Genomic DNA, 26,298 nt, shown 5'->3' on the forward strand with positions numbered 1-26,298 from the left:
TAAAAGATAGCGTTTTAAAAATAGGGTTCTAAAAAATTGAGTTATTGCTTTTCATGGGTGCCCAAGCAGGCGTGGCCAGTTCAGGCTGCTCGGTGCTGACGCTTGGCGGCGTGGGCCACGGCGGCTTCACGTACCCAGGCGCCGTTATCGATGGCGCTGCGGCGTGCTTCGATGCGCTCGCGGTTGCAGGGGCCGTTACCCTTCACTACGTCGAAAAATTCCTGCCAATCGATTTCACCGAACTCGTAGTGGCCGGTCTCTTGGTTATATTTGAGATCCGGGTCAGGAGCGGTGCAGCCCAGCAGCTCTAGCTGCGGTACGGTTTGGTCGAGGAAGCGCTGGCGCAGCTCATCGTTGCTGTGGCGCTTGATCTTCCAGGCCATCGACTGAGCGCTGTTGGGAGAATTTTCGTCGGACGGGCCGAACATCATTAGCGAGGGCCACCAGAAGCGGTTAATGGAGTCCTGCACCATGGCTTTCTGGTCGTCGGTACCCTCTTGCATCATGGTCAACAGAATCTGATACCCCTGGCGCTGATGGAAGCTCTCTTCCTTGCACACGCGAATCATGGCGCGCGCGTAGGGGCCGTAAGAGGTGCGCTGTAGCGGTACCTGATTGACGATGGCTGCGCCGTCGACCAGCCAGCCGATAGTGCCCATATCCGCCCAGTTGAGTGTTGGGTAGTTGAAGATGCTGGAGTACTTGGCGCGGCCATCGTGGAGTTTGTCGATCTCTTCGTCGCGGTTGGCACCCAGGGTTTCCATGGCGCTATAGAGGTACAGGCCGTGACCTGCCTCATCCTGAATTTTGGCCATTAGCTGCAGCTTGCGCTTGAGGGTTGGTGCCCGTGTCAGCCAGTTGCCTTCCGGCAGCATACCGACGATTTCTGAGTGGGCGTGTTGCGAGATCTGGCGGATCAAGGTCTTGCGGTAGGCGTCCGGCATCCAGTTCTTGGGTTCTATTTTAATTTCATCATTGATGCGCTCCTGGAACTGGCGTTCCTCAGGGCTCATCTCATCGAGCGTTTTGAGTTTGTTAGAACCGGTTTCAACGAGCTGCGCGTACATAGAGACCTCCGCGGCGTCGATATATCAGGGAGTGTGGCTTATTTTTCCTAAAGTATAGTGATACTAAATATTTTATCAATAGGTATTTTTATGTGTCACTTTAATACTTTGTGATAACAGATGTAGATAGGGCTTGGCCTTAAAAGGAAAAAAATAGCTAAAACAAGTGATTCAAAAATGCCTTCAGAGGGAAAAATTATTTACGCTAATATGCAGAACCTCTTTTGTGGACGCTAGGTGCGGCCTGAACAGTCGGATCGAAAGTAAGGCTCTAACAAGGGCTGGCGCTGCCGTTACTTGTGGCGCTAAATTTCAGTGGAATACTTGCCTGGCTGCTTTGAATTTCCAGCCCTTTAACGTGGGGGACGGCGTAGACTCGTGATCAATTCACGGCGGTGGGAGCCTGGTATCGTCAGGTCTATAGTGGTTGCCAGGATGTTGCATGCTGTGTCACTTCTGTTGGTAAAACAGAAAGTGAGTCAGCGCTGCTAACCTGTTGTGAAATGCTCTTCGCCGATGCGGGTCATTGCAATGAGAAAAACAAGGTAGCTGTATGCTCGAAACACAACAAGATATTAAGAAATTCTTTAAACATGATTTGAAGCTCAGACACCTCCGGATCATTGCCATGCTTGCCCAGTTGGGGCAGGTCAGTCATGTGGCGAAAGCAATGAACGTGACTCAACCGGCGATTTCTAAGCAAATCGGTGAGATTGAGCGTTCTCTGAACAGCCCAATCATTCAAAGGCAAGGTAACCGCGTTGTTTTCACCCCTATCGGCGAAAGGTTGGCAGCCCATGCGACTGAAATCGTACAATTAATTGAAAGGGCTGAATTTGATGTCGATGCTGTCCACCGGGGGTTAGGAGGCCACGTTGTAGTGGGTGTGGTCGCCTCACTTGCACCGACACTGTTGCCAGAGGCCATTAAGCGGCTCAAGGTAATTGCTCCTTCTGCAGTCGTTTCTATCACTGAAGGCCACTTTAATCAGCTATTACCTCTGCTGGAAAATGGCAATCTAGATATCTTGATAGCTCGGGCATGGGAGCCTTTCTTTCGCGAGGGTATCAGTAAAACCTCGATATTAAAGGAACCTATCCTGGTGGTAGCCGGCTCTCAGCACCCGCTTGCGGTGCGAGCAACAATCGAATGGAAAGACGTTGTAGCTTGGCCATGGATTAGCCCCGCAGAAGGGTCATTAGCGAGGCAGGCCGTTGACACATGCCTTGCCAAAGCCGGTTTAGCATTCCCTTCCAGTTATATCGAATCTACATCACTACTGCTCAACTTTGAGCTGATGCGGATCGCTCCGTTCATCAGCCTCATGCCTGAGTGGTTGGCCAGACATCATGCGGGAAAGGGAGATCTAAGTATCCTGCCGTTGCAATTTGATGAAATTCTTTCGGAAGCCTACTGCTATTGGAGAAGCAATTCATCTAATGCAACTAGCAAGCTATTTCAAGAATGCCTGGAGCAGGCAAGCCACCAGTCTCGTTTTACTTCCCATTGAGTCAGAATAAAGTGAAGCGCTCTCTTCGTATTACTGTTTGGTTATGCGAAGAGAGTAATTTGTCATTTGTCTGCCTTCACATCACTGAGTATTCTCAAATAAAGACAAGTATAAGTTCTGTTAGTAGCAACGCCTTCGGAGCCTTGTATGGCCTATGCTATCGTAGCTTTTTGTGTATTCCTGTTTTCGGGTACAGCATTCGCTTATCTAGTAGGTGCCACTGCAGTCATCGCATTTTTGACGACTGGCTATCCGCAATACATAGCGATACTTCCTCAACGTATCTTTGCTCAGTTAGATGTCTTTGCTTTTATGGCTATGCCCTTGTTCATACTCACCGGAGAGCTGATGAATCGTGCTGGTGTGATGGGGTCTCTGATCGATTTTGCTATGGCTCTGCTTGGTCGTTTCAAAGGTGGTCTGGGGCATGTCAATATTATGACGAGCCTATTCTTTTCTGGTATATCAGGTTCCGCGGTGGCCGATTCAGCAGCTGTATCCAACTCTTTGATTCCAGCTATGCGCGAACGTGGTTATCCACCATATTATGCAGGAGCACTAACCGCCGCTTCATCAATGATTGGGCCGATTATTCCGCCTAGCATCATTATGATCATTTACGGAGGGCTAACAGGCACCTCCGTAGCAGCGCTTTTTGTGGCTGGCATTTTGCCTGGTTTGCTACTGGCCTGTTTGCTCTTCGCATTTAATGCCTGGATAGCACATCGAGACGATCATCCCGGTGGTAGCACTATTGATATTCCTCCACTGTTCGCTAGCTTTAAAAGAGCGTGGCCTGCTTTATCTATACCCATCATTATCCTTGGCAGTATCGTCTTTGGGCTTACAACTCCAACTGAAGGCGCAGCACTTGCTGTTATTGCGGCTATATTAGTAGGTTGGTCGATGGGAGGGATGTCTTGGAAAGTGCTCTATTCAGCCGTGGAGGCGACAGCACGTTTAACAGGCTCTATCTTTATTATCATTTGCTCTATCGCAGTACTTAGTTATCTTGCAGGACTGCTGGGTTGGCCTCAATTATTGGCAGGCTGGATAGCCTCAATGGGGCTTGCCGGAAATAATTACCTTTTGTTACTTATTTTTGTGCTTCTTGTTGCCGGTATGTTCATGGACACACCTGTGGCACTCACATTACTCGTACCATTGCTTGTGCCTACAGCGCTGTTACAAGGTTTCAATCCGGTACATCTAGGTATTATGGTTTGCTTCAACCTTTGTATTGGATTGATAACACCTCCTTTTGGGAAATGTTTAATCGTGGTTTCGGGGATTGCGAAAATAAATTACTGGAACCTTGCTAAAGCAACACTACCCTTTATTGGAATACAGTTAGTAATATTGTTGATAATTGCCTTTTTTCCGAATATTAGTCTCTTGCTTCCACGGATATTCGGGTTCAACGTGCTCTAGATTAAAAAATCACAACTTCTATCGATAACAAGCATAATGGAGACACTGTATGAAATTGCTAAAGATTCTCGCAATGGCGTCAGCCCTAATTGCATTTCCTATGTCGGTTCTTGGTAGCGAAATCAAGGTTGCTCTGGATAGTCCAACGGACTTAGAAAGGTCAGGCTCCTATGTTTGGGCACATAATTTTACTGAAGCTCTCAAAGAGCGCGGCTTAAATGCTCGAGAAATACCTCGAGATGCTATGGGGGGAGAGGCAGAAAAACTCGACCAACTTTCAATGGGCCTGCTAGAAGTATCTTTGTCGGACGTAAATTCAGTCGCACGCATCGATCCGTTTATTTTCGGCGTACGTTTGCCTTATCTTTTTGATGGAGTGAGCCACATGGATCGAGCTCTCACTGAAGGTGATGTTCTGTCACGCATCAATGAAAATATTAAGCATGCTGGGGTTCGTTTATTGACGCTCGCACCGCTTGGCCCTCCCTCCGGTATTATCACAACACGCAAGGCTGTCACTCAGCCTGAAGACATGGCCGACCTGCGGATGCGTGCCATCGACGATGTACAAAACGCGCTCTATAGAGCTTGGGGCGGAAGCGGAACAATTGTTGCTTGGGGAGAGGTGGCGGCAGCAATGCAGACAGGTATTGTCGATGGCTATATTAATACTTCACTTGTCCCAATTATGTTTGGACAAACGGACATCATAAGCTATTACACTGATACTAATGTTATGAACGCTTTACGTGCGGTTCTGGTTTCTGACGACTGGTACCAGGGTCTGAGTGAGCAGGAAAGAAGTATTGTCGATGAATCCGTTGGTATTGCTAATCAGGCCAACCGGGCATGGCTTCAAGATATTACACCCAAGGTTTTAAACGAGCTTAGGGAAAATGGTGTGGAAGTAACAACATTGTCGGCAGAATCGCGTGATAGATTTCGTGAGTTATCTCGCTCGGTTTACGATCAGACGGAGCTGACACCCGCACAAGTCGAGACGTGGACTGATCTTGCCGAAAAGACGCGCTAAATCCAGTTGTTAGTTGCCCTATCCAGTTTTATTAACCTGGGTGCAGGGGGCTTTTCTAGTGATTATGCTGAGCGTAAGGTGTATACAATATGTGCCGTTCAATAGTTATCCTCAGTGATTGTCTAGATTGGCTTGCTCGCCGAGTATCAGTATTGTGTTTAGTGTTGATGCTGCTATTCGTAGCAATCCAAGTGGTGGCTCGATACGCTTTTAACGCACCGCCATCATGGACAGAAGAAATGGCTCGTTACATGATGGTGTGGGGCGGGCTGCTCGGAGCTACGCTTTCTTTTAAGTCGAAAGATGACCCTGCGCTTTTTCAGGGGGCCATGCACTTTAAGAGCTTTCCATTGAGGCTGTTTTCGGCACTGTTGCGCGGTGTGGCAGTGCTCATCTTTTTTGTTCCTATTATCTATTTCAGTATCTTGGGGTCTGGAATGGATCCGTCACGTGGTTTTATCGCACGTCAGTCACAGATTAGTGCAGATACGTTGGGCTTTCCGATGTCATGGGTGGTGTTATCTGTGCCAATTTGTGCAGCTATTATTTTGGTGCATCTGCTTGCTCGTGCTTGTGAATCGAAAATTAGCAAGGAAGGATCTACTTTCTATCATTAATGATTTTCTATTAATTGTTAAGTGGAATTGTGGTTTTTTTAACTTTCTTACCCATGTTTTAAATGATCGTTGAGATAGTATTTTGATGTCAGTCATGCTGAAAAAGATAAAAGTGACGTTCTATTGATGATTGTTTTATGTATCGTAAAGATTTTTGTCATTGTTAATGATGGTGACTATTGTTTTTAATAAAAACCTGGTTATATCGGGTATTTCTTTTAATAAGTTACATAAAGGAAGGTGTTTGAATGATACCTTGTGATTTGAGTGCTACTCAGGCTCGTCGCCTGCTTTCTTCAAAACAGCTCTCTGTTGTCGAGCTTGCTGAGAGCTGTATCGCCCGAGCGGAAGCTGTGAACCCGGCAGTAAATGCTTTAGTTAGCTATAATCACGACTTAATGCTTACTCAAGCTCGCGATGCTCAAAGGGAAATCGACCAAGGTAAGCCTCTTGGTGTACTGCACGGTCTGCCATTGTGTGTAAAGGATATGGTCGATGTAGTTGGTTTTCCTACAACTTATGGTAGTGAGTTATATGCCGATAATATAGCTACGTCAGATGACCCGATGATCACCCAGCTACGCCAAGCAGGTGTCGTCATTATGGGTAAGACAAATAACCCTGAGTGGAGTGCTGGAGGAAATACTCGAAATGCGGTGTATGGCGTCACTGCGAATCCCTTTGATTTATCTCGTTCTGCAGGTGGTTCATCGGGAGGCTCGGCCGTGGCTGTTGCCTGCGGCATGGCACCTTTGGCGACTGGTTCGGATACCGGCGGTAGCCTGCGAAGCCCAGCGGCATTCAATGGTGTTGTTGGCTTTCGTCCCTCGCCTGGCGTAGTTCCTGGATCGCAGCGTTCATTAGCACTGCTTCCTTTATCTACCAGCGGGCCAATGGCACGGACTGTAGCTGACACCGCACTCATGCTATCAGCCATGATTAGACCTGACCGAAGAGATCCATGGGTATCGGTAGTTGAGGAAAAAAGCCACCATAACCCTGACTCTTACACGCATTTACCCTCTTCTGATCTGAGTAGTGCTAGAGTTGCGGTTACCCATGATTTTGGTTTTGCGATAACAGAGTCGCTTATTGCTGAAACCTTCCTTGATAAATTACATCGGTTCGGTCATGTATTTGCTTCCTTAGAGCACACCCACCCGGATTGCCATGGTGCAGATAGGGCTTTTTCAGTTTTAAGAGGATTGTTGTTTTCCGGCCATCATCGTGAGTTGGTTAGAAACCATCCAAGTAAGGTGGGCCCGAATATCAAGGCCAATGTTAAAGAGGGGGCTTCATTCTCTGCGTTAGATGTCGTGGAGGCCATGAATTTGCAGACCCAAATATACCGGCGCTGGCAAACATTTTTCGAACGGCATGATTTTATTATTGCGCCGACTACGACTATTAGTCCACGAAACTGGCATGAGCTTTACCCCAGTGAGATAGACGGAAAACCGATGGAAAGCTATTACCATTGGCTTTCAATGGCTTATGCGTCGACGTTGGTTGGCCACCCATCTATTACGTTACCTGCCGGACGGGATCTAAATGGTCTTCCTTTTGGTTTGCAGATCATTGGCCGCCGTGGCGAAGACCTGGCTACGCTTGCTTTTGCTCAGGAACTAGAAGCCTTGTTCAATACTATTCCAGAGCTCTCACGTCCTCAGGTCGATACTAAATCGCTTTGCAATGCCCAGCCACTGAGCTTCTCTGAAGGCTTCCTCGGCTTCGGTTAATTGATTTTCAATAAGTATCAGGAGATACGCTATGAACATGCCATTTTCTAAGTTTCGCGAAGTTAATGATCTGGTCATGCTTTCCGGAGAAGTTCCTTTAGATGAAGAAGGAAGAATTCCGGAGGGAATTGTTGCGCAAACTGATCTAGTAATGAAGCGCATTTCTTCAACACTGGCCCAGAGTGGTCTGGGGTTAAGTGAGATTGTATCAGTCACTGCCTATCTCACTGATAAAAGTGATTTTGAGCTTTTCAACAGTACTTATAAGAACTATTTTTCTGCGCCTTTGCCGGTTCGCACTACTGTATGTTGTGAGCTTTTTATCGATGCTAAGGTAGAGCTAACAGTGGTGGCCGCTCGTTCACTTTCAGCTTCACAAGCCTAAAGCTTAAAAGCCATGAATAATAAGTATTCGGGGGCTGATATCATTGCTCCAGGCTCTGTCTGAAAAGAGTTAACGCACGTCTTTGACCCGCTTGGCCTTACCCATCGAACGCATAACACTCTCTACCGGGCACACCTCGACCTGGGTGCTGATACCAATGTGCGTCTTGATGGCATGCTGGAGCTGTTTCGCGGCTTCTTCACAAGCCACGGGGTCGCGGGCGATGTCATGATGATTCGCCTCTACACGAACAAGCACCATGTCCATATTGCCTTGGCGGCTGACTTCGATCTCGTAGTGGGGAGAAAGCGATGCGATCTTGAGCAGTTGCTCTTCGATCTGGGTGGGGAACACATTCACCCCGCGAATGATCAGCATGTCGTCGCTGCGGCCAGTGATCTTGTCGATGCGTCGCATGGGGCGCGCGGTGCCCGGCAGCAAACGGGTCAGGTCACGGGTGCGGTAGCGAATCACCGGTAGGCCTTCTTTGGTCAAGGTGGTGAACACCAGCTCGCCGTATTCGCCGTCTGGCAGGACGTCACCACTGACCGGGTCGATGATCTCGGGGTAGAAATGATCTTCCCAGATGGTCGGGCCATCTTTGGTTTCCAGGCACTCCATGCCTACGCCCGGGCCCATTACCTCAGAGAGACCGTAAATATCGAGGGCGTCGATGCCCAGGCGCTGCTCTAAGGCTGTGCGCATGCTGTCGGTCCAAGGTTCGGCGCCGAAGATGCCAGTACGCAAGGGCAGCGTATGCGGGTCGATGCCTTGGCGCTCCATTTCGTCCGCGATGTTGAGCATATACGAGGGGGTGACCATGATGATGTCCGGCTCGAAATCACGGATCAACTGAACCTGTTTCTCGGTCTGGCCGCCCGACATGGGAATCACCGCGCAACCCAGGCGCTCGGCGCCGTAATGCGCGCCCAGCCCACCGGTGAACAGGCCGTAACCGTAGGCCACATGCACCTTGTCGTTGCGGCTGCCGCCGGCGGCGCGGATCGAGCGCGCCATCACATCAGACCACACATCAATATCGCTCTGGGTGTAGCCCACCACCGTCGGTTGCCCGGTGGTACCGCTGGAGGCATGGATGCGAACGATCTCGCTCATCGGCGTGGCCAACATGCCGAACGGGTAGTTGTCGCGCAAATCGGCCTTGGTGGTAAAAGGCAGTTTGGCGAGATCCGCCAGTGTCTGGATATCGTCGGGATGCACCCCAGCCTTGGCGAAAGACTGGCGGTAGAAGGGCACATTGTCGTAGGCGTGCTTCAGGCTCCACTTCAGGCGCTTGACCTGAGTGTCGCGCAGCTCGTCGACGCTGGCGGTTTCCAGGGGATCGAGAGTCGCGGTGTTGATACGCGTTGCGGGCTGATTCATCAGGGGGCTCCGATCAAGCTAGTTGTTATTGGACTAATTTCTAAATGCGCCATGGGCGATGAAATGGCTTTAGTAATGGGCTTATAAGCGCTCAATGATCAGCGCCTCTTTCATTGGTTATCTCCAGCGGCGGTGTCTTCCAGGCGGCGTACGCTGCCGCGAATTTTGTAGGAACGCCCGCGGAACAAGGCAACGGTATCGCCGTGCTGATTGCGCAACGTAATGTCGTAAATGCCGGTACGCCCGCGGCGGCTGCGCTCTTCGGCGGTGGCGGTGATCTCGTCGCCCAGCTGGCCGGGGCCGAGATAGTCGATACTGCAACCGGAAGCTACTGTGGCTTTGTCGTAGCTGTTGCAGGCAAACGCGAAGGCTGAGTCAGCCAGGGCAAACAGAAATCCGCCATGGCAGATGCCGTGCCCCTGCACCATGTCCTGACGCACGGTCATGGTCAGTTCGGCGAAGCCGGGAGCCACGCGAGTAATGCGCATCCCCAGCCCTTGGCTGGCATGGTCGCGGGAAAACATTGCCTCGGCGCAGGCTTCCGCCAGTTGCTGCGGGGTCAATTGGGAATCATGCATGGAAGCTTTCCTCGTATAGGGCTTCGAGCCGAGCAAACACCTGACGCTTGGCCCCAAGGTTCTCGACGATAGCCTCGATAACCAAACGGCTATCGGTCAAGGCATTAATGGCGCCTGTGCTGATGATGCTAATAGTGGCGGTAGAGAGAATGGCTGGCATATCACTCTCCCTTGAAGGTGGGGCGACGTTTTTCCATAAAAGCGCTAACGCCTTCGCGGTAATCTTCGCTGCGCCCAGCAAGGCGCTGAAGGTCGCGTTCCAGGTCGAGCTGTTCGTTGAAACTGTTATCGCTGCTGGCATGCAGGGCGCGCTTAATCAGCGCTAGGCCATGGGTTGGTTGAGTGGCCAGGTGGCGAGCCATGCTCATGGCTTCTTCTTGAAGCGCCTCATCGTCGACGCAGCGCCAGATCATGCCCCACTGTTCGGCGGTCTCGGCGGGGAGCTTGTCGCCCAGCATCGCCAGGCCCTTGGCGCGAGCCATGCCCACTAAATTAGGCAATGTCCAGGTACCGCCAGAGTCTGGAATCAAACCGATCTTACAGAAGGCCTGAATAAAGCTTGCCGAGCGCGCGGCCAATACGATGTCGCAGGCCAGGGCGATGTTGGCGCCGGCACCTGCGGCCACGCCGTTCACCGCACAAATGGTCGGGAACGGCATGTCTTTAAGGGCGCGCAGCATGGGGTTGTAACGTTTCTCAAGCGACTCGCCGAGGTCGGGGGCTTCTGCGCCGGGCGCGACGCTACGGTCGGAAAGATCCTGGCCGGCGCAGAAGCCTCGACCGCTGCCGGTCAGCAGCAAAGCGCGAACGCTTGAGTCTTGGCGCACGGCTTTTAGCACCTTGCGCATCTCGGCATGCATTTCGGTATTGAAGCTGTTCAAGCTTTCGGGGCGGTTCAGCGTGATGCAGGCGACGCCGTCTTTCACGCTGTAAAGCAGGGGCGCTTGGCTCATGGGTAATGTCCTTGTGTCAGTGCCCTTGAAAAGTGGCAGGTCGTTTTTATTGGAAGGCGCATGCCCTTTTCGCGGTCGGCGGTGCCCGCCAGTGACCGTTCGGCCTGTGATCCACAGGATGAATCTCTGCCGAGTATAGATTTATTTTGATACACATCAATATTATATGGGTGATTATAATGTGTCGCTTGTTGGTGTTGTTGGTAGTTTGTTATTTATTAACAATAACTTGTGTGACTTTTTTGCGAATATAAGATAATTGTTAGACGATGGTATAAAAAACCAAGGTCGTCTAAAAAACTGACTTACAGCAGGGTACGTCGAGTTTTTAGATAGCGGTGTGCCCATTCTTCAGTAGACGGCGACAGGTAAAGTGTTTGATCTTTTGTTACGTAAAATATAATCTTAGTTGGTATTGCGTATCAAGATAGATTGAGCGCAGGAGCGCCCCATGACGCAATCAGCGCAGCAAAGGCGCGATAACCCTAGGTGGCTACACAACTGATGGGGTAGGGGCCGAACAGTTCGAAGAGCGGGCGGTGGGGGCAACACCCCACACGGCCAACCAAGCTAACGGAGAACGTTATGCCTTACTATCGACTTGAAGGGGTGACGCCAGTGGTTCACCCGACGGCTTATGTCCACCCAACGGCAGTGTTGATCGGGGATGTGATCGTGGGCCCCAACTGTTATGTAGGCCCTGGCGCGGTGATGCGCGGCGATTTCGGCCGTCTTGTGCTGGAAGAGGGATCCAACCTTCAGGATACCTGTGTTATGCACGGCTTTCCTGGCTGCGTCACCAAAGTTGAGAAGGATGGCCATATCGGCCATGGCGCGGTACTGCATGGGTGCGTGATTGGGCGTGATGCCATGGTGGGTATGAACGCCGTGGTGATGGATGGCGCCAACATTGCTGAGAGGTCTATCGTTGCGGCAGCAGCGTTCGTTAAGGCGGGCTTCGAGTGTGAGCCCCAGTCGCTGGTGATGGGGGCACCCGCAAAGGTTAAGCGCGCGCTGAGTGATGAAGAGTTCGCCTGGAAACAGCAGGGTACCCAGGAGTATCAGCGCTTAGTGGGCCGTTGTCGGGACAGCCTGGAGCCCTGTGAGCCGCTGGCAGAACTCGATGCTGATCGTCCAACCTTGCTGGCTGGTGATACTCAACCCAAGCAGCAGACGCTGGATCAGTCGCCACAGCCATAAGGTGCGTTATGCCCGATGTGACGGCTGATTAAGCAGTCTCGTTAGGCGTTCAATCCAGCCCGCCGAAGCGCTGGTAGAAGCTGGGGCCAGGGGCGGGTAGTGGGCCCTCGGCGGTTTCCAGATGTTGATCCAACCAGCGTTCTGCACGTTCGTAGAGCAAACGATAAAGGTTGCGGCAGAGCTGATGGGCGTAGCGTCCTTCCCACGCCGTGGGGAGTAGTTCTTCAGGCAGGAGGGGGTCGCGTAATTGAACCTTGCGATACTCGTGAATAAGCAAAGTTCGGGCAATGAAGCACTCTTCTTGGCCCAAATGGTTCTCTGTGTTGAGCGCGTTCCAAAGGGGGCGAAACTTAACCAGAAAACGTTGGTAGAGCTCGGCTAATTCGTCGAGGTTCCAGCTCTCTCTGACCTGGAGACGCAGCGGCTTACTGGTCATGGGCTCCATGGTCTGCGTTTGCATTACAATCGTATCGTCTGCTGCATCTAGTTCTTGCAAAGCCGCCATGGTCTCTGCACATGACAGCGTGGGATGCGCCAGCACACCCTGAGCAAAACTACCAAAGCCTAGCCATTCGAGCTCGTCACGAATCTGCTGGCGCCGGTCTGGGGGAAGCTGTGTCAGCAATACCAATGTCCACTGTCCCGACCAAGCTGGCTGGGTGCCGTGATAGACACGCTTGAAGGCTTGTTCGAAACGACGCCGACCAGGGCCACTCAACCGATAGTAGCTGCGACGACCAATCTTCTCTCCCCGTAGCCAGGTTTCATTGGTCAGCCGGTAAACCGATGTACGCACCAGCCGCTCATTGATACCGATGGGCTCCACCAGTTTCGATAGACTGCCTAACCACACAGTGCCGCCCCGCGGAACGATAGAGTCGCCATAGACGGTAATAATCAATGAACCGGCGCGAATTGGCCGACGCTTCTGGAAGTCATCAATAAGCGTAGCGACGCAGTCTTTAGCTGACGACATGGTGAAAGTTGATTCCCTTTGCGGTGAGGTTGTCGCTAAAAACGACAGAAAATATGACGAATACAAAAGATTATCGTATCACGTTTTTTTGTCGTTTGGCCTGAGACGATCCTCTCTTGATAGGAAGTCGCTGTGTCCACTTCCTGGCGTAATGGCGTCTATGAGCGCTGTAATGCTTTGCCAATTCAGGTTTTAAGGTAACCGTCCAATGTGTACATTATCACTGGAAGAATTGTGAAAAGTACCATGGCTATGACTAATAGCAGGGACGGTGTGTTTAATGCGATAAAGAGCCGCTTAGTTATAGTCTTCCGAAGGGGGTATGTGAAAGCTGAGGGTGCCCTGAATAGACCCTCTTTATGTGGATTAAGTGGGCGAAGAAAATAGCTGACTTAATCATGAGCTAGCGGAGCCAGCTCACTCTTTATCGCGACTTATCGGTGGAATTGCTTTTCGCGTTCGGGCTGCCAATAAATAGCATCGATGCGGAGCCGTGCTTCGGTATTGTTGGGTAACGGCCATTCGATGATGTCGCCCACTTTAAGGCCGATCAATGCAGCACCAATAGGTGCCATGACCGAAATGCCGTCCGCAACGCTTTCCAGGGAGTGCGGATAGACCAAGGTGCGAATCATCTTAAGCCCGCGGGTGAGGTCGGTGAAGCGAACCTGGCTATTCATGCTGACCACGTCATCTGGAATATCCTCGGGATCGCAGACTTCACCTCGTGCTAGCTCTTCCTCAAGTAGCTGAGCCACGGCCATGTCTTTCTCGGATGCATTGTCGATCAAGCGCTGGAGGCGTTCGGCATCAAGACGGTTAATAATAATAGCAGGACGTTGTCCCATGATTACTCTCCTTAGAAAGCAATAAGTTTAAACCAATAAAAAACAGCCCTTCCCCAATAAAGGAAGGACTGCGTGCTTTTTATAGTATAAGCGATTTATAAAATAAAGACGATCAGGTGACCCCTTGTTCAATCATAGCATCAGCCACCTTTCTGAAACCTGCAATATTGGCGCCTAGTACCAAATTGGTTTTATCACCAAACTCTTCGGCTGTATCGGCGCACTGGCGGTGAATATTGGCCATAATCTGTTTTAATTTTTGGTCGACTTTCTCCAGTGGCCACTGCTCCATGCTGCTATTTTGTGCCATTTCTAACTGACTGGTAGCAACGCCACCTGCATTGGCCGCCTTGCCGGGCCCATAGGCAATTTTAGCGTCTAGAAAAAGGTCGACGGCCTCTTTGGTAGAAGGCATGTTGGCCCCTTCACTGATACACGTTATGCCATTAGCGAGCAGAATCTCCGCATCGCTTTCGGTCAGCTCATTCTGCGTCGCGCAGGGGAACGCAACATCGGCTTGAATACGCCATACGGCATTCCCGCCCTGAGGGTAGTCACGGGCAGAAATGTAGTGCGCGTCAGGGTGCTCATGTAAGTAGGCTTCTAAAGAGGTGCGCTGCACTTCTTTGAGCTGTTTGAGTAAGCCTAAATCAATACCGTTTTCATCGTGAATGGTGCCACGTGAATCGCTGCAGGTGACTGGTTTAGCACCCAGTTCGTATAGCTTCTCAATGGTATAGATGGCTACATTGCCAGCGCCGGAAACTAGGCAGGTCTTATCGCGCAGCTCTTCTCCCCGGGCAGCCAGCATGTTTTGTGCAAAGTACACTGCACCGTAGCCGGTAGCCTCTTTACGGCCTAGCGAGCCTCCCCAATTAAGCCCCTTACCTGTTAGCACGCCCTCATAGTGGCCAGTGAGTCGTTTGTACTGGCCAAAGAGATAGCCAATTTCACGCGTACCGACGCCGATATCGCCTGCAGGTACATCGCAGTGAGGACCAATATGGCGGTAGAGCTCGCTCATAAACGCCTGACAAAAGCGCATGATCTCGTTATCTGATTTTCCTTTGGGGTCAAAATCGGCGCCGCCTTTACCGCCGCCGATTGGCAAACCGGTTAACGCATTTTTGAAAATTTGCTCAAAGCCGAGAAATTTGATGGTGCCCGAGGTAACGCTGGGATGGAATCGTAAGCCACCCTTGTAAGGGCCAAGGGCAGAGTTGAACTGAACGCGATAGCCTTTGTTGACCCGCACTTTCCCAGCATCATCTACCCAGCTTATCCGGAACATGATTTGTCGTTCGGGCTCGACTATTCGCTCAATAATGCTGTGGTGATGATAGTAATCACTTTGCTCAAGTAGCGGGCGCAGGCATTCGAGCACTTCTTCAGTGGCTTGATAAAATTCTGACTGTGCAGGGCTGCTTTTATTAAGGCGTGTCAGCGTATCGTGAACGTAGGGCATCGGAGCATATCATCATAGTTATTCAACAGAGTATTGGCTGGCCAGAGCGTTAGAATATTTAACTGGCAGCATGCTTCTGTGCATAGCCTATGCCGGTTCGGTATGGGCAAATATGATGGGGGGTTTAGACTAAAGTATGCGTTTGAAAGGTTCGCCTCGCTTATTTTCCACAATCTAATAAACGATGGATAAACGTTTTGAATTGGTTGATATTTTTGTATAGCGTCTAGATAGATGTGCTACCGGCCGGAAACCTGGTCAATCCCCATTTCTTCGCGGCAGCCTTCTATCGAAATAGCTATCAACAGCAGCGTAGACTCTTTTCGAACTATAATTAATTTAATAGAAGCGCTTTATCTATCGCTATAAACTCACTGGCCGCATTTATTAGCGATGCTGCCGTCAGTTGGGGAACGCCATAAACTTCGACTTTTTTGCCATGCTTAGCACGGATTTTTTGGACTAGTAGATCAAAATCACCATCGCCGGATACCAGCACGATCACATCTGCCTGTTCTGCGTACTCCATGGCGTCAAGCGCGATGCCTACATCCCAATCGCCTTTTGCGGAACCGTCTGACCGCTGAATAAAAGGCTTTAACTTCACCTCAAAACCAATCGCCCTGAGTATATTTTGAAACTCTCGCTGCTTTTGGTCACCTCGATCGATGGCATAGCAAACAGCTTTAATAACCTCTCTGTTAGCGGTTACTCGTGCCCAGAATTTGTTGTAATCAAAGTTTTTGCCATATGCTTCGCGCACGGTGTAATAGACGTTTTGAATATCAACAAATACGGCAACGGTGGTCATCAATTCGCCTTTTCAGGAACATATTAGAAGAAGCCGGGTTAGCTAACACCAGTCTAACACTCAGCCGGTTGTCGCCCTTCATCCGTTGGGCGCAAGGCTATAGAAGATCATTTTTGTACAATTATCGGTAGCTTTTGTATGAGTTTTTGATTTTGAATGTCGTCATATGTTGACCTATGCCAACCTCTACCTCGTATGCGCTAATGCGGCTTTGTCTCATTTAGTGAGATGAACTCGTGAATTTGTCTTGTTATGTTTTAGCTCACATAGACAAATAACGATAAACATAATGCCGGTAAATGAAAGCATCACCTCATCAGGCCCTACCACTCTCGTTCATGCCATGCAGATATTGCAGGTTACTGCACGTGGCGGCCACCGGGGTGCAAGTGTAGACGATTATCTGAATGAATTGAGTTTCAGCCGTCCTACTCTCTATCGGTTGTTAAAAGGTCTCAAGCAGCAGGGATTTTTACGATCTTCTCCCATTCGTGGGCGTTACCTGCTGGGTTATGAGCTGCTGGTGCTTGGCGCCCAAGCGGGAAATGGTGCTGGGTTGCGTGATTTGGCCCGGCCAAGGTTGCTGACACTCGCGCAGCGCTGGGGAGACAGCTTCTATCTGTTCGCTCGCGATGGCGTCAATGCCGTTTGCCTGGAAGTGCAGAACGGCGCTTATCCCGTGGGCAGCTTCGTTAGGGCGACGGGTGGACGTTTGCCGCTAGGCGTTGGCCAAGCGTCGATTGCCTTACTTGCCTACCTGGGGGCTGATGAGCGAAGCGAAATACTCAACCATAACGCTGAGCGACTGATAGACGAATACTCGATTGCCATCGCTGACATCGAAGCCGAAATTGCCCATCAACTGAAACATGGTTACGCCCGTGGAGTAGAAGGTTCTTTACTTCCGGAATACAGCGGCCTGGCCATTCCTATCCTCGATCATAGCGGTCACCCCCTGGGTGCCATGAGTTGTTCGATGCTCAAATCGCGTATGACGAAGCGCCATAAGCTGGACGTACTCCAAGGCATGCAGGAAGAAGTGGCTGCCATGGTCAATCAGGCCCATGGCCTGCTGTATCTGGATTAACTCTCTATGCCACACACTACGCACCCAAGCCATCAACGCCCTTGCGGCTGGAACGCTTGGCTAACCGAGCGCCAGCCGCGCCCCGCCTTAAGTGGTCAATCTGAGGCAGATGTCGTCATCATCGGGGCTGGTTATACCGGTTTTGCGGCAGCCTCGGCCTGGCAGCAGGCGCGCCCTGAAGACCGCATCAAAATCCTCGAAGCTGACCAGGTAGGTGAAGGGAGTCCAGGGCGTAACTCCGGCTTTATGCTGGAAATTGCTCTAGCCAACGATGCTCGCCCCGAAGAGCTTGAGCGCATGGAGAAGCTGAACGCGTTAAGCCGACAAACCATGGCGTTACTGCGCGAGCGTGTCGAACGCCTAGGCATTGACTGCCAACTCGAGCGTAGCGGCACCTATCGCGCTGCCCGTAGCACGATAGGCCAACGTGCCTTGAGCCAGTATGAGGAGTTTCTGAAAGCTGCCGGTCTGTCTTGCCAGACCTTGAACGGCAGCCAACTCGCTGAGCGAATCGGTACGCGCTACTACACACAGGGTATTTATTCACCGGACTGCTATCTCGTCCAGCCTGCAGCATTGATTGTTGGTTTGGCAGATTCATTGGAAGCCGGCATCGAGCTGCATGAGCACTCGCCCGCGACTCAAATAGTGCCTGATGGCAAGAAGTGGCGTGTGACTACACCCGAAGGCGAAGTAACGGCTGGACAGGTAATCCTGGCCAATAACGCTTTTTCTAGGGCCTTGGGTGCAGACCCTTCGCGGCTAACCGCTATTTATACCTATGCCGCCATTACCGATCCTTTACCGCAGCCCGAGCGCCAACGCATCGCCGAGACGACCTGGGGGCTGCTACCTGCACACCGCTTAGGCTGTACGCTGCGCACCACCGCTGACGGACGTTTGATGATCCGCTCACGTTACAGCTATGAACGCGAAGCCGATAACGCCCGTATCGAGGCCGAACTGAAAGTGAGCCTTGAGGCCCGCTACCCCGAACTTACCCCAGTGCGCTTCGACAAGGTTTGGGGAGGTACCACCGGGCTGACTCATAACGGCGCACCGCTCTGGGGCGAGATCCAGCCCGGGTTATATGTATCAGCGGGATGCAATGGCGGCGGTATCGTCAAGGGTACCTTCCTGGGTGATGCTTTAGCTCGCTACGCGCTCGGCCAACCGGTTGAGGATATTGCATCTTTATTCGGCAAAGCGAGCTGGATGCCGCCCGATCCTGTACGTCGGTTGGGTTTCTACCTGACCAGTGAAATGGAGCGCCGTAAGGCAAAAAACGAAACCTGACTCCACCCACCACTATAAAAAAAGAGAGATGACAATGGATCCTCAAGATCATATCGGGCTGCTGTCCGTCATGCCGGCGGCATTGGCCATCGTGCTGGCATTTGTCACCCGTAATACGGTTTTCTCGCTGGCTGTTGCTTGTTTCGTTGGGGTGATTACCCTGGGCAATGGATTGATGGGGTTTCCGACGCTGCTCAAGGAAACCCTGGGCACCACCAGCTTCTCCTGGATACTGCTGTTGGAGCTATTCATTGGCACGGTGATCGCTTTTTTCCAGCGCACCGGGGCGATTCAGAACTTTACCGCCTGGGTGGAACGCCGTGCCTTATCGCGGGTGCGGGTTCAATTGGTTGCCTGGGTGATGGGCATGTTCGTTTTTTTCAGCGACTACTTCAGCCCTCTGTTTGTCGGCAGTACTATGCGTGGACTGACGGATCGTTACCGGGTCTCGCGGGAAAAGCTGGCGTATATCGCTGACTCCACCTCGGCCCCGGTGAGTGTAATGGTGCCTATCACTGGCTGGGCAGTGTTTATCTCCGGTTTGTTGATCGGCATGGGCCCCATCGAAAATGCTGCCCAGGCGATGGGGGTATTTCTGCATGCCATACCTTTCAATCTCTATGCATGGCTATCGGTGTTGGTGGTCGGGCTGGTGATCGTGGGCGTCATTCCGCTCTTCGGGCCGATGCGTGAAGCTGAGCGTCGGGCTCAGGAAGAGGGCAAAGTGCTACGCGATGGGGCAGAACCGCTGGTGGGTGAGGAACTGACGGAAATTCCGCCTTATGAAGGAGCACGTACCAGCCTGTTTTGGAATTTTTTCGCCCCGGTGCTGGTAGTGATCGGCGTTGCGGTGGGCACCTTTATCGTGATGGACTCGGCCAAGACCATGGAGGCATTTCTGGCGGCTTCCGTGTTTCTCGGTATCGTTATGCGCCTTCAGGGCATTCCCTTCAACGACATTATGAAAACCTCGATGGCAGGGATGAAGGGAGTAATGCCAGCCATTATCATTCTGGCGTTAGCCTACTCGTTGAATCAACTTTCCAAAGACATGGGCACGGCCAACTATATCGTCGAAGCCACCGCTGGCTGGCTAACACCTGCTTTGCTTCCGGCCATGACGTTCCTTATTGCCGCCGTTATCGCTTTTTCCACCGGCACTTCATGGGGCACTTTCGCTATCATGATGCCACTCGCCGTGCCGCTCGCCTTTAACTTTAGCGGCGATATGGTTACACCGCTGGTGTATGCCACAGTGGCCGCTGTGGCGGGGGGCGGTGTCTTTGGGGATCACTGCTCACCCTTATCGGATACCTCTGTGCTCGCCTCGACCGGGGCCGCCTCTGATCATATCGACCATATCAAAACGCAAATTCCCTTCGCGCTAGCCGTCGCCTTGCTTTCCCTGGCTATGTACCTGTTGCTCGGCCTTACCCTGTAACGCTCTCCGCCCTGCGATAACAGAGAGAGGCCGTTGTCGTAGGGCTAACACCAATTTGATACTACCCTGCCGGGCGGCGCATCACGGTCATCAATATCCTTGGTCTGTCTACTGGTACGCAGCTGGATGCTATGGCAGCAAGTTAGTAAGTCGACCTTAGCTGGCTAAATTAATAGAAAGGGAGTGGCGAAAGCCTCAATGGCAGTTCTATTTAAATAAGCATTGATGGCTTAAACAGTTCCGTACGGTCGATGGATCGACCCGACAGCATGAACTCTCCCATCCCCCGGTAGTGCAGCGATTCTTCCTCATCTGCCGAAGGCGCTGCATGGGCTTTAACGACCTCAAAAACAAACAGGTTGTAGCGTTCAATCATGGCGTCATCGTGCAAGCGGCACTCGAAAGACGCATAGCACTCCTCTATCCGGGGCGCTCCGACCTTTTCTGACTTGCCTGGGGTTAGCTCAAACGCTTTGAACTTGTCGATCTCGCTTCCTGAACAGTTACCGATACCCACGACCTTATCGACAAGTGATGCCGAAGGAATATTGATCACGCATTCACCGCTGTTGCACACCAGCGCATGGGAGTGATTCCCGGCATCAATAACGCAGCCTAGGAGTGAGGGGGAGAACGCCATGACCATGTGCCACCCCATGGTCATGATGTTGGTTTGTTGTTGCCATTGTGATGACACCAGCACAATCGGGCCAGGTTCAAGAAAGTGCCTGACGTTGGAAACAGGAAAGTCCTTCTTTGCTATCGGGTGTGGCATAAATAACCTCCGATTAGATTAGCTAGGCAGTCGGACGGCGCATTAAGGTCATCAATACCCCAGCGCCAATCAAACTACCGGCGCCGCAGCGGTGTAAGAGGCGGCGAAACTTGGCGGTCATCAGCTGTCGGCTAGTGGTCGACAACAGTGTGTAGCCGAGATCTGAGATGACACCTATCACAAGAAACGTAGCAAACAGAATCGCCAGCTGGGGCGCCAGAGGTTGGGTTTGGTTAATAAACTGCGGCATGAATGCCATGAAGAATAGAATGCTTTTGGGGTTTAGCAGCGTCACCCAGAATGCTTTTGCGGTGCTTTGCTGAACGTTCACCCCAGAGGCTTCCAGGTCATTCAATTGGCCGGATTCACGCCACATCTTGATGCCTAGATAAAGCAGATAGAGAACCCCTAGCCATTTAACCATGGCGAATAGCTCCGCCGATGCCATCAGCAACGCGCCTACGCCGGCAAACGAAAGTGACATCGCCACCAGGTCACCCAAGAAAAAGCCAGGCAACATCGCCAGAGCAGCTTTGCGGCCTTGATTGATACCGGTCACTATCAGTAGAGCAACGGCGGGGCCGGGGGATGCGATGAACAAAAACGAAGCCAACACAAACGATAGCCAAAGCTCAATCGACATAGCGTTAATCTGCCTGTTGTTGAATTATTAACTTTATCTCGCCGTATAGTTGTAAGCCCTGGAGCGCCGCGTGGCAATTATGTTCAGTGGTCATTCTCTCACCTATGTGAGTGAGGGAAGATATGGCTGGTAGTCCTTGGTGGAGGCTTCCGTAAGCCTGAAAGCGGACATTCAACAAAGGCTGCCTGCTTAACTCCACTTATCGTTCTGATGATCACTGGAGATTACCCGCTACCTGTTCAAAATCTGCATTGCTCATCGCGGAAGTTGCGAAGACAATGCTCATAGCGACCTTGTATACATGCAGCCAATGGCAGTGGAGGACTCCGCATGAAAGCGTTGTCGAACATGGGGTTTGCCCTATTTGGAGCTGCGCTGGTGGCGATCAGTTACGGGCTTGCACGTTTTGCCTTTGGTCTGTTTGTACCTTCTATCAGTGCCGAGCTTTCGCTGACGTCTTACTTGGTCGGCATTATCGGGGCGCTGCCGTTTATTAGCTTTGTGCTTTCCACACTGGTCGCGCCGCTTGCCGCTGATCGGCTCGGTGCGCGCAACTTAGCCATTCTCTCTGGGTCTTTCGGTGTTGGCGGTTTAGCATTGATCAGCCAGTCGTCAGACGCGCTATCGCTTGGTATTGGTGTGTTTATCTGCGGGATCTGCACTGGTTTAATGATGCCCGCGCTGGCCGCTGCGATGCAGGCGCTGGTGAGCCGTGCAATGCATGGGCGCGTCAGCTCGATTATGAATGCCGGTACTAGCATCGGTATTATCGTGGCGGTACCGACCGTTGTGTTCTTGTCGGATGCATGGCGACTGACCTACACGATATTTGCTGCTCTTACCGCTATGGGGGTCGTGGCGGCATGGTACTTCATCCCTTCAGTGTCACGGGTCATTCCAGCCAACGCTGCACCACCACCGCCCATCACTAGGTCGCAATGGTCGCGCCTCATTCGGCTTACGATTTTTGCCTTCGCAATGGGCTTTGTATCTGCGCCGTACTGGCTTTTTGCTCCCGATCTGGCGGTTACCCTTGGCGCGCTCTCTCCAGGGCACACCGGTTGGCTATGGTTCGCGGTAGGTATCGCCGGGCTCGGCGGTGCCGTGATAAGTGATTTGGCCGACCGTAATAATCCACCCATCACCCAGGCGTTGATGTTGATGATGCTGTCTTCAAGCTTGGCGTTGCTGGCCGCTAGCCCTAGCCAATTAGCGCTGACGATATTTTCCGCGATGGTTTTCGGTCTCGCTTACATGAGCTTAACGGGGCTGTACCTGATGACCGGCATCCGACTGCTGCCTGGGCGGTTATCGATGGGGCCGGTATTACCCTTTATGGCCTGCGCGCTTGGGCAGGCGGTGGGCTCGCCGGTGATTGGTGTGCTGGTCGACAGGCTTGGGTATGCGGATGCGTTTTCGATCTTTTCGGTGGTCGGCATCCTGGTCGCGGTGCTATCACCGCTTTATCCGGGCCATATCGACTATTTGACAGAAGAAGAGCCGCAACCGACAGAGGTTGAAGATACTGGCCTTCAGGCCGCTTACGATCATCAACTGCTGGATGAAAACGGTGACCCCATCAAACCTGTTGCTGAAGATGCCGAGGCCCCTTAGCTGAGTAAGCTACTAGCCAGCTTAGGCGCTTGGCGAGAGGCTGCATTGCATTATCCTCCGTGACCTTACAAAGGTTTCGGAAACGACCTCCAGTGTTGCATTTGCGACGGAGAGCCAAGTTCGCGCAATCGTTTTGTCGCTATCCGCCCTATTCGTGCCAATATACGACCAAAGAGCAATGCCACCCCTGAACTAGTGAGTATTCACGCTAGTAAAGGGAAACTAAAAGACGCCAGCGACGCCTACATACTAATAAGAAAAAAAAAGATGATTAAAAGGTGACGGAGGGTAAAACCATGACATCAAATCTAGCAAAAGACCCGGCAGCAAATACCAATCGTGCGGGCGAACCGCAAACCCTTGGTTTTCTACTATTAGATAATTTCACACTGATTTCCCTGGCGTCGGCGATAGAACCTTTACGGATGGCCAATCAACTGGCCGGTCGTGAGTTGTATCGCTGGTTTACCCTGACCCAAGACGGTCTGCCCGTACGCGCCAGCGATGGGCTGCAGGTGACTCCTGATGCCTCTATGCAGACCCCGCTCTCGCTTGAGTGGGTGGTCGTTTGTGGCGGGGTAGGTCCGCAGCACAGCGTTACCCGTGACCACATACGCTGGCTTCAGTCGCAGTCACGCCAGTTAAAACGATTAGGCTCGGTATGTACGGGCAGTTGGGCGCTAGGGCAGGCCGGATTGCTGGATCACTATGAAACCAGTGTGCACTGGGAGTGTCTGGCCTCCATGCAGGAAGCGTTCCCCAACGTTATTCTGACCCCGCACCTTTTCTCTATTGATCGTGATCGATTCACCGCTTCAGGCGGCACAGCGCCGCTCGATATGATGCTCAACCTGATTGCTCACGACCATGGGCGCGAGCTTTCGGCAGGCATTTCCGAGATGTTTATCTATGAACGCGTGCGTAACGAGCAGGATCAGCAGCGGGTACCTCTTAAGCACGTGCTGGGCACCACTCAGCCTAAGTTGTTAGAAATTGTGGCGTTGATGGAATCCAACCTTGAAGAGCCCATCGAGCTCGACGAACTGGCAAGCTATGTGAATGTTTCACGGCGCCAGTTGGAGCGGTTGTTCCAGCGCTATTTGCTTTGTTCACCGTCTCGCTATTACCTCAAGCTGCGTTTAGTGCGCGCTCGTCAGTTGCTCAAGCAAACGCCTCTGTCGATTATCGAGATTGCTTCTGTTTGCGGTTTTGTGTCCACGCCCCATTTTTCCAAGTGTTATCGTGAATATTTTGGTGTGCCGCCGAGAAATGAGCGCTTGGGTGTGCACGACCGCCAAGGAAATAACCAAACTAAATCGCCATCGTTAATCAAACGATGGGGAGGCGAGCCTTATAAAAGCGAACCTCTTTCGAGTGCCCAGCAGGCGCTTGCCTATGCCCAGGGCGAGCCTACTTTTGCCAGCGTGCCGCTCTTGAACTGAGACTCACTGGGTAACCAACATTTGAAACGTGCTGCCCGCCTTCGGGGAGCGCGTTTTTTTATGAACACTACTCACTATTTTAATATTACTCCGCTGCAGTGCTTGCAGGAACATGTTTGCAGGAGCATGAGTAGTTGTCGTGTTCACGACACGATGACGCTTTTGGAATTTCCGCCGTCGTTTCCAAGAGCAGCTAAACCCAACGTCAGCGCTATGCTCGCTACATTAACCAATGTTGGAGCTTAGCTATGACCCCCTCTGAACTGCACAATGACGCTATCGTCATTGATGGCCTGATCATCGCCAAATGGAATCGTGAGTTGCTTGAGGACATGCGTCGCGGCGGTCTTACCGCTGCCAACTGCACCGTCTCCGTGTGGGAGGGGTTTCAGGCCACGGTCGATAATATCGTCAAATCCAACCAGCTGATGGCGGAGTGTAGCGACCTGGTGCGCCCTGTTCGTACCACTGCTGACATCACGCGGGCGAAAGAGGAGGGCAAGACCGGCATCATCTTTGGCTTTCAGAATGCTCATGCTTTCGAAGACCAAATTGGCTACGTAGAGATTTTCAAGCAGTTGGGCGTGGGCATCGTGCAGATGTGTTACAACACCCAGAACCTGGTGGGTACCGGCTGCTACGAGCGGGATGGCGGCTTATCCGGGTTTGGCCGTGAGATCGTCGCCGAGATGAACCGCGTGGGTATGATGTGCGACCTCTCCCACGTTGGTGCCAAAACCTCCGAGGAAGTCATTCTCGAGTCCAAAAAACCAGTCTGTTACTCCCACTGCCTGCCCTCCGGCCTCAAAGAACATCCGCGCAACAAATCTGATCAAGAGCTGAAGTTCATTGCCGACCACGGCGGTTTTGTTGGTGTCACCATGTTTGCGCCGTTCCTCAAGAAGGGCATTGACTCCACCATCGAAGACTACTGCGAGGCGATCGAGTACGTCATGAATATCGTCGGTGAGGACGCTATCGGCATCGGTACCGATTTCACCCAAGGGCATGGTCAAGAGTTTTTCGAGTGGTTGACCCATGACAAGGGCTACGCCCGTCGCCTCACTGACTTTGGCAAGATCATCAATCCCAAAGGGATCCGCACCATTGGGGAGTTCCCTAATCTCACCGAGGCACTTCTTAAGCGTGGCTTAAGTGAGACTCAGGTGCGCAAGATCATGGGCGAGAACTGGGTGCGTGTGCTTAAGGATGTGTGGGGCGCCTGAGGATACCGCCATAGCAAGGGACGGGCGCCAGAGGTAAAGCCGCAGTAGTGCCCTGACACGCGGCTTTACCGGCGATAGGCCTACGAGGGGGCGCTGTGAATCCATCCCTGGACGCTACTTTTGCCATCCATGGCAAAAGACCCCCTCTACGGCCTATCCCCGGCGTCGCTTCCCTTGCAGAACGGCTGCTTAGCTACTTCATAACAATCAGCAAGATTTGAGGAATACAACCGTGACCAAACTGGCCCCCGCACTGCCCATCGAAGTGGATAGCGAAACAGGCGTCTGGACGACCGATGCGCTGCCTATGCTCTATGTGCCACGGCACTTCTTTATCAATAACCACGTAGCCGTAGAAGAGGCGCTAGGTGCTGAGAAGTATGCCGAAATTCTTTATCACGCAGGCTACAAGAGCGCCTGGCACTGGTGTGAGAAAGAGGCCGAGCTACACGACATTAGCGGAGAGGCGGTATTTGAGCACTACATGACCCGCCTTTCCCAGCGCGGTTGGGGGCTATTCATTACTGAACAGATCGATCTCGACTCGGGCACTGCCCAAGTACGACTTGAGCACAGCGCTTTTGTTTACCAGCTTGGCAAAACCGGGAACAAGGAAGAGTACATGTTCACCGGTTGGTTCGCCGGGGCCATGGATCAAATCCTCGCTGCCTGCGGAAGTTCACTGCGTACCGTTGCCGAGCAGACGCAGAGTGCAGCCGAGCCTGGCTGTGATGTAGGCATCTTCGCCGTCCAGCCGCTGACCGACGCTGCCCGCTAA

General features: G+C 52.0%; 25 protein-coding genes. 14 read left to right on the forward strand and 11 right to left on the reverse strand.

From position 1 onward, the window contains the following. Nucleotides 1-80: 80 nt before the first annotated feature. A complete protein-coding gene (gene paaA, locus HALA3H3_RS10135; protein WP_022521443.1) occupies nt 81-1,067 on the reverse strand; it encodes a 1,2-phenylacetyl-CoA epoxidase subunit PaaA in 987 nt (328 codons plus the stop codon). A gap of 553 nt (nt 1,068-1,620) precedes the next feature. Between paaA and HALA3H3_RS10140 the strand changes: the two genes are divergently transcribed. The 6 genes from HALA3H3_RS10140 (at nt 1,621) to HALA3H3_RS10165 (ending at nt 7,782) form a co-directional block, all read left to right on the forward strand. Continuing rightward, the gene (locus tag HALA3H3_RS10140) at nt 1,621-2,577 is read left to right on the forward strand and encodes a LysR family transcriptional regulator (RefSeq protein WP_022521444.1); all 957 of its coding nucleotides are present in this window, start codon (nt 1,621-1,623) and stop codon (nt 2,575-2,577) included. A gap of 147 nt (nt 2,578-2,724) precedes the next feature. After that, nucleotides 2,725-4,008: a TRAP transporter large permease gene (locus HALA3H3_RS10145; RefSeq protein WP_022521445.1), complete on the forward strand. Its 1,284-nt coding sequence runs from the start codon at nt 2,725-2,727 to the stop codon at nt 4,006-4,008. Between the two features lie 49 nt (nt 4,009-4,057). Beyond that, nucleotides 4,058-5,041 carry a TRAP transporter substrate-binding protein gene (locus HALA3H3_RS10150; RefSeq protein WP_022521446.1) on the forward strand — a complete coding sequence of 328 codons (984 nt, stop codon included), beginning with the start codon at nt 4,058-4,060 and terminating at the stop codon, nt 5,039-5,041. Nucleotides 5,042-5,130: 89 nt separating this feature from the next. Then, the gene (locus HALA3H3_RS10155; RefSeq protein WP_022521447.1) at nt 5,131-5,658 is read left to right on the forward strand and encodes a TRAP transporter small permease; all 528 of its coding nucleotides are present in this window, start codon (nt 5,131-5,133) and stop codon (nt 5,656-5,658) included. A 248-nt stretch (nt 5,659-5,906) separates the two neighbouring features. Next, nucleotides 5,907-7,397 (forward strand): amidase, encoded by a 1,491-nt coding sequence (locus HALA3H3_RS10160; RefSeq protein WP_022521448.1) that lies wholly within the window; start codon nt 5,907-5,909, stop codon nt 7,395-7,397. Nucleotides 7,398-7,428: 31 nt separating this feature from the next. Beyond that, entirely contained in the window at nt 7,429-7,782 is a 354-nt protein-coding gene (locus HALA3H3_RS10165; protein ID WP_022521449.1) for a RidA family protein, read from the forward strand. 69 nt (nt 7,783-7,851) lie between these two features. Here HALA3H3_RS10165 and paaK read toward each other — a convergent pair whose 3' ends face one another. The 4 genes from paaK to paaG all read right to left on the reverse strand — a co-directional run bounded on the left by paaK (nt 7,852) and on the right by paaG (nt 10,696). Continuing rightward, nucleotides 7,852-9,165 (reverse strand): phenylacetate--CoA ligase PaaK, encoded by a 1,314-nt coding sequence (gene paaK / locus HALA3H3_RS10170; protein WP_022521450.1) that lies wholly within the window; start codon nt 9,163-9,165, stop codon nt 7,852-7,854. 110 nt (nt 9,166-9,275) lie between these two features. Then, the gene (gene paaI / locus HALA3H3_RS10175; protein WP_022521451.1) at nt 9,276-9,743 is read right to left on the reverse strand and encodes a hydroxyphenylacetyl-CoA thioesterase PaaI; all 468 of its coding nucleotides are present in this window, start codon (nt 9,741-9,743) and stop codon (nt 9,276-9,278) included. Continuing rightward, nucleotides 9,736-9,903, reverse strand: a complete 168-nt coding sequence (locus HALA3H3_RS27340; protein WP_022521452.1) for a 3-hydroxyacyl-CoA dehydrogenase NAD-binding domain-containing protein — start codon at nt 9,901-9,903, stop codon at nt 9,736-9,738. Before HALA3H3_RS27340 ends, paaI begins: the two co-directional genes overlap by 8 nt. Nucleotide 9,904: 1 nt before the next feature. Beyond that, on the reverse strand, nt 9,905-10,696 hold the full coding sequence (paaG, locus tag HALA3H3_RS10180) for a 2-(1,2-epoxy-1,2-dihydrophenyl)acetyl-CoA isomerase PaaG (protein ID WP_022521453.1): 792 nt from the start codon (nt 10,694-10,696) through the stop codon (nt 9,905-9,907). Nucleotides 10,697-11,281: 585 nt separating this feature from the next. Between paaG and paaY the strand changes: the two genes are divergently transcribed. Beyond that, nucleotides 11,282-11,896: a phenylacetic acid degradation protein PaaY gene (gene paaY, locus HALA3H3_RS10185; RefSeq protein ID WP_022521454.1), complete on the forward strand. Its 615-nt coding sequence runs from the start codon at nt 11,282-11,284 to the stop codon at nt 11,894-11,896. 49 nt (nt 11,897-11,945) lie between these two features. On the opposite strand, the gene paaX is transcribed toward paaY, so the two are convergent. The 4 genes from paaX to HALA3H3_RS10205 all read right to left on the reverse strand — a co-directional run bounded on the left by paaX (nt 11,946) and on the right by HALA3H3_RS10205 (nt 15,996). Then, nucleotides 11,946-12,872: a phenylacetic acid degradation operon negative regulatory protein PaaX gene (gene paaX / locus HALA3H3_RS10190; RefSeq protein WP_022521455.1), complete on the reverse strand. Its 927-nt coding sequence runs from the start codon at nt 12,870-12,872 to the stop codon at nt 11,946-11,948. A 434-nt stretch (nt 12,873-13,306) separates the two neighbouring features. After that, nucleotides 13,307-13,720 carry a nucleoside diphosphate kinase regulator gene (gene rnk, locus HALA3H3_RS10195; RefSeq protein WP_022521456.1) on the reverse strand — a complete coding sequence of 138 codons (414 nt, stop codon included), beginning with the start codon at nt 13,718-13,720 and terminating at the stop codon, nt 13,307-13,309. Nucleotides 13,721-13,832: 112 nt separating this feature from the next. Beyond that, a complete protein-coding gene (gene gdhA, locus HALA3H3_RS10200; protein WP_022521457.1) occupies nt 13,833-15,185 on the reverse strand; it encodes an NADP-specific glutamate dehydrogenase in 1,353 nt (450 codons plus the stop codon). Nucleotides 15,186-15,519: 334 nt separating this feature from the next. Then, on the reverse strand, nt 15,520-15,996 hold the full coding sequence (locus HALA3H3_RS10205; RefSeq protein WP_022521458.1) for an NYN domain-containing protein: 477 nt from the start codon (nt 15,994-15,996) through the stop codon (nt 15,520-15,522). 289 nt (nt 15,997-16,285) lie between these two features. Between HALA3H3_RS10205 and HALA3H3_RS10210 the strand changes: the two genes are divergently transcribed. From HALA3H3_RS10210 to HALA3H3_RS10220, 3 genes are read left to right on the forward strand one after another with little or no spacing between them, the layout of a single operon-like run. Next, the gene (locus tag HALA3H3_RS10210; RefSeq protein ID WP_022521459.1) at nt 16,286-17,083 is read left to right on the forward strand and encodes an IclR family transcriptional regulator; all 798 of its coding nucleotides are present in this window, start codon (nt 16,286-16,288) and stop codon (nt 17,081-17,083) included. A gap of 6 nt (nt 17,084-17,089) precedes the next feature. Continuing rightward, nucleotides 17,090-18,379: an NAD(P)/FAD-dependent oxidoreductase gene (locus HALA3H3_RS10215; RefSeq protein ID WP_022521460.1), complete on the forward strand. Its 1,290-nt coding sequence runs from the start codon at nt 17,090-17,092 to the stop codon at nt 18,377-18,379. A 34-nt stretch (nt 18,380-18,413) separates the two neighbouring features. Then, nucleotides 18,414-19,820: a Na+/H+ antiporter NhaC family protein gene (locus HALA3H3_RS10220; RefSeq protein WP_022521461.1), complete on the forward strand. Its 1,407-nt coding sequence runs from the start codon at nt 18,414-18,416 to the stop codon at nt 19,818-19,820. 211 nt (nt 19,821-20,031) lie between these two features. On the opposite strand, the gene HALA3H3_RS10225 is transcribed toward HALA3H3_RS10220, so the two are convergent. Beyond that, nucleotides 20,032-20,595 (reverse strand): flavin reductase family protein, encoded by a 564-nt coding sequence (locus HALA3H3_RS10225; RefSeq protein ID WP_022521462.1) that lies wholly within the window; start codon nt 20,593-20,595, stop codon nt 20,032-20,034. 22 nt (nt 20,596-20,617) lie between these two features. Continuing rightward, nucleotides 20,618-21,238 carry a LysE family translocator gene (locus tag HALA3H3_RS10230; RefSeq protein WP_022521463.1) on the reverse strand — a complete coding sequence of 207 codons (621 nt, stop codon included), beginning with the start codon at nt 21,236-21,238 and terminating at the stop codon, nt 20,618-20,620. Between the two features lie 330 nt (nt 21,239-21,568). Here HALA3H3_RS10230 and HALA3H3_RS10235 point away from each other — a divergent pair, with 330 nt between their 5' ends. The 4 genes from HALA3H3_RS10235 (at nt 21,569) to HALA3H3_RS10250 (ending at nt 26,298) form a co-directional block, all read left to right on the forward strand. After that, nucleotides 21,569-22,852: an MFS transporter gene (locus HALA3H3_RS10235; RefSeq protein ID WP_022521464.1), complete on the forward strand. Its 1,284-nt coding sequence runs from the start codon at nt 21,569-21,571 to the stop codon at nt 22,850-22,852. Nucleotides 22,853-23,148: 296 nt separating this feature from the next. Next, nucleotides 23,149-24,294: a choline metabolism transcriptional regulator GbdR gene (gbdR, locus tag HALA3H3_RS10240; RefSeq protein WP_022521465.1), complete on the forward strand. Its 1,146-nt coding sequence runs from the start codon at nt 23,149-23,151 to the stop codon at nt 24,292-24,294. Between the two features lie 248 nt (nt 24,295-24,542). Then, on the forward strand, nt 24,543-25,520 hold the full coding sequence (locus HALA3H3_RS10245) for a dipeptidase (RefSeq protein WP_022521466.1): 978 nt from the start codon (nt 24,543-24,545) through the stop codon (nt 25,518-25,520). Between the two features lie 232 nt (nt 25,521-25,752). Further along, entirely contained in the window at nt 25,753-26,298 is a 546-nt protein-coding gene (locus tag HALA3H3_RS10250; protein WP_022521467.1) for a DUF5943 domain-containing protein, read from the forward strand.

Origin of the sequence: Halomonas sp. A3H3 (assembly GCF_000982975.1) — a bacterium.
Lineage (GTDB): Bacteria > Pseudomonadota > Gammaproteobacteria > Pseudomonadales > Halomonadaceae > Vreelandella > Vreelandella titanicae.

Bases quoted from the DNA above. Each gene is read 5' to 3' on its own strand.
- HALA3H3_RS10210 (WP_022521459.1), top strand. From the start codon at position 16,286: ATGCCGGTAAATGAAAGCATCACCTCATCAGGCCCTACCACTCTCGTT.
- gdhA (WP_022521457.1), bottom strand. From the start codon at position 15,185: ATGCCCTACGTTCACGATACGCTGACACGCCTTAATAAAAGCAGCCCT.
- HALA3H3_RS10165 (WP_022521449.1), top strand. From the start codon at position 7,429: ATGAACATGCCATTTTCTAAGTTTCGCGAAGTTAATGATCTGGTCATG.
- gbdR (WP_022521465.1), top strand. From the start codon at position 23,149: ATGACATCAAATCTAGCAAAAGACCCGGCAGCAAATACCAATCGTGCG.
- HALA3H3_RS10145 (WP_022521445.1), top strand. From the start codon at position 2,725: ATGGCCTATGCTATCGTAGCTTTTTGTGTATTCCTGTTTTCGGGTACA.
- HALA3H3_RS27340 (WP_022521452.1), bottom strand. From the start codon at position 9,903: ATGCCAGCCATTCTCTCTACCGCCACTATTAGCATCATCAGCACAGGC.
- HALA3H3_RS10225 (WP_022521462.1), bottom strand. From the start codon at position 20,595: ATGCCACACCCGATAGCAAAGAAGGACTTTCCTGTTTCCAACGTCAGG.
- HALA3H3_RS10215 (WP_022521460.1), top strand. From the start codon at position 17,090: ATGCCACACACTACGCACCCAAGCCATCAACGCCCTTGCGGCTGGAAC.
- HALA3H3_RS10150 (WP_022521446.1), top strand. From the start codon at position 4,058: ATGAAATTGCTAAAGATTCTCGCAATGGCGTCAGCCCTAATTGCATTT.
- rnk (WP_022521456.1), bottom strand. From the start codon at position 13,720: ATGGGACAACGTCCTGCTATTATTATTAACCGTCTTGATGCCGAACGC.
- HALA3H3_RS10245 (WP_022521466.1), top strand. From the start codon at position 24,543: ATGACCCCCTCTGAACTGCACAATGACGCTATCGTCATTGATGGCCTG.
- HALA3H3_RS10230 (WP_022521463.1), bottom strand. From the start codon at position 21,238: ATGTCGATTGAGCTTTGGCTATCGTTTGTGTTGGCTTCGTTTTTGTTC.
- HALA3H3_RS10220 (WP_022521461.1), top strand. From the start codon at position 18,414: ATGGATCCTCAAGATCATATCGGGCTGCTGTCCGTCATGCCGGCGGCA.
- paaA (WP_022521443.1), bottom strand. From the start codon at position 1,067: ATGTACGCGCAGCTCGTTGAAACCGGTTCTAACAAACTCAAAACGCTC.
- paaX (WP_022521455.1), bottom strand. From the start codon at position 12,872: ATGTCGTCAGCTAAAGACTGCGTCGCTACGCTTATTGATGACTTCCAG.
- paaK (WP_022521450.1), bottom strand. From the start codon at position 9,165: ATGAATCAGCCCGCAACGCGTATCAACACCGCGACTCTCGATCCCCTG.
- HALA3H3_RS10140 (WP_022521444.1), top strand. From the start codon at position 1,621: ATGCTCGAAACACAACAAGATATTAAGAAATTCTTTAAACATGATTTG.
- HALA3H3_RS10235 (WP_022521464.1), top strand. From the start codon at position 21,569: ATGAAAGCGTTGTCGAACATGGGGTTTGCCCTATTTGGAGCTGCGCTG.
- HALA3H3_RS10205 (WP_022521458.1), bottom strand. From the start codon at position 15,996: ATGACCACCGTTGCCGTATTTGTTGATATTCAAAACGTCTATTACACC.
- paaG (WP_022521453.1), bottom strand. From the start codon at position 10,696: ATGAGCCAAGCGCCCCTGCTTTACAGCGTGAAAGACGGCGTCGCCTGC.
- paaI (WP_022521451.1), bottom strand. From the start codon at position 9,743: ATGCATGATTCCCAATTGACCCCGCAGCAACTGGCGGAAGCCTGCGCC.
- HALA3H3_RS10155 (WP_022521447.1), top strand. From the start codon at position 5,131: ATGTGCCGTTCAATAGTTATCCTCAGTGATTGTCTAGATTGGCTTGCT.
- HALA3H3_RS10160 (WP_022521448.1), top strand. From the start codon at position 5,907: ATGATACCTTGTGATTTGAGTGCTACTCAGGCTCGTCGCCTGCTTTCT.
- paaY (WP_022521454.1), top strand. From the start codon at position 11,282: ATGCCTTACTATCGACTTGAAGGGGTGACGCCAGTGGTTCACCCGACG.